2 protein-coding genes are annotated in these 1,537 nt (G+C 45.0%); both read left to right on the top strand.

Features of this window, described 5'->3' with window-relative positions; all coding sequences use genetic code 11:
* Positions 1-414 (top strand): transposase (locus tag EDM58_RS19485; RefSeq protein WP_246000884.1); only part of this gene is annotated, 414 nt, incomplete at its 5' end.
* Positions 405-1,334, top strand: a complete 930-nt coding sequence (locus EDM58_RS19480) for an IS3 family transposase (RefSeq protein ID WP_023555125.1) — start codon at positions 405-407, stop codon at positions 1,332-1,334. The genes EDM58_RS19485 and EDM58_RS19480, both read left to right, overlap by 10 nt.
* Positions 1,335-1,537: the final 203 nt, after the last annotated feature.

Genomic DNA, 1,537 nt, shown 5'->3' with positions numbered 1-1,537 from the left:
CTCTTAAGCCCCAAAATTGGATTTGAGTCTACCCCCCTTATCTTGTTAAGCTGGTATCAGAAGAACAGAGGGGGATTTTTTATGCAACGAAAACGCTATCCAATCGAGTTTAAACAACAGCTGGTTCAAGAAGCCCAAGATGCAGGAAATGCAAGCCAAGTTGCCAGACGGCATGGGATCGATGCGAAAATGTTGTATCGTTGGATACGTGATTCGAAACATGCGGATTGGAAAAACACTCCTGCCGAAGCCAAAGCGGTAACGAGTTATACTCCGAGCCCGGGAGAATTTCGTGAATTGGAAACCGAGAATGATCAACTGAAGAAACTACTTGGAGAAAAGGATTTGGAAATCGCGATCCTCCGTGATCTTGTAAAAAAGGTGAACCCAGCTTATCGGACAAAGTGGAAATAGCCGACAAGTGGATACAGCTGGGGTATACAGCCAAATTGGTGCTACGTATTGTCGGCATCCTTGAAGCAACCTACTACTATCGGAAAAATAAGGCCTCTCAAAAGCCACGGGTTTACCATGGAGGGCGGCCGATCCCTGGTTATTCATTGTCAACGGACGGACAACCTGTCAGTGACGAGCAAATTAAAGAATGGATATCGGAACTGATTGCGGATGAAGAATCTGCTTATGGCTATCGAAAGCTTACGGTCTGCCTGCGGCGAGATCACCAGTTGATCATCAACAAGAAAAAAGTGTACCGCCTGCTGAAAGAAGAAGGACTTTTACAACCACAACGAAAAAAGAATAGTCATCATCCCCGGAGGCTTGCCAATAACCGAGAGATCACCGCTCCGAATCAATTGTGGGAGATGGACGTAAAATACGGATTTATCGCCGGGGAACATCGTTTCTTTTTCCTGATGAGTCTCATTGACGTCTATGATCGAGCGATCGTAGACTATCATTTTGGTTTGTCATGCGAAGGAAAACATGCATCTCAGATACTTCAAAGAGCTTTGTGGAAACGGCAACAATTCGACAACGAGAATCCCCCTGTTATCCGTACGGATAACGGTCCGCAGTTTATTAGTCATGTATTCGAGGAGGCCTGTCAAAGCTTCCGAACCGTTCACGAACGAATTCCTCCAAAGACGCCAAACAAAAACGCTCACATTGAGTCCTTTCACAGCGTTTTGGAGAAAGAATGTTTGCAGCGGAATGAATTTCAGAGCTATCAAGAAGCCTATGAAACCGTGACAAACTATCTGCTCTTTTACAATCAGCGCCGGATTCACGGAAGCTTGTACGATTTATCACCTGTAGAATTTGGTAAAGCTTTTACCCTGCAACGCATTACACCATTTGTTGTGAAAGTGTAGTGTGGCAAAGGATTGCAGAACGATCCCTACTTCAACCTAGCTGACAAGCAGAAAGGAAACCGTCTGGGGTCAAGTGATCTCCTTGACGCTAGACGGTTTCCTTTCTAGACTCCGACTCCAAGGTGGTTGAAGTAGGGAAGAAGGAAGAATCATATGAAAATGCGAGAATAAGGGAGAAAGACTCTAATTTTGAGGGGTTAAAC

Source organism: Brevibacillus panacihumi (assembly GCF_003710985.1).
Lineage (GTDB): Bacteria > Bacillota > Bacilli > Brevibacillales > Brevibacillaceae > Brevibacillus > Brevibacillus panacihumi.
The sequence above is the reverse complement of the archived record's forward strand: the minus strand, read 5'-3'. Positions and strand labels throughout refer to the sequence as shown.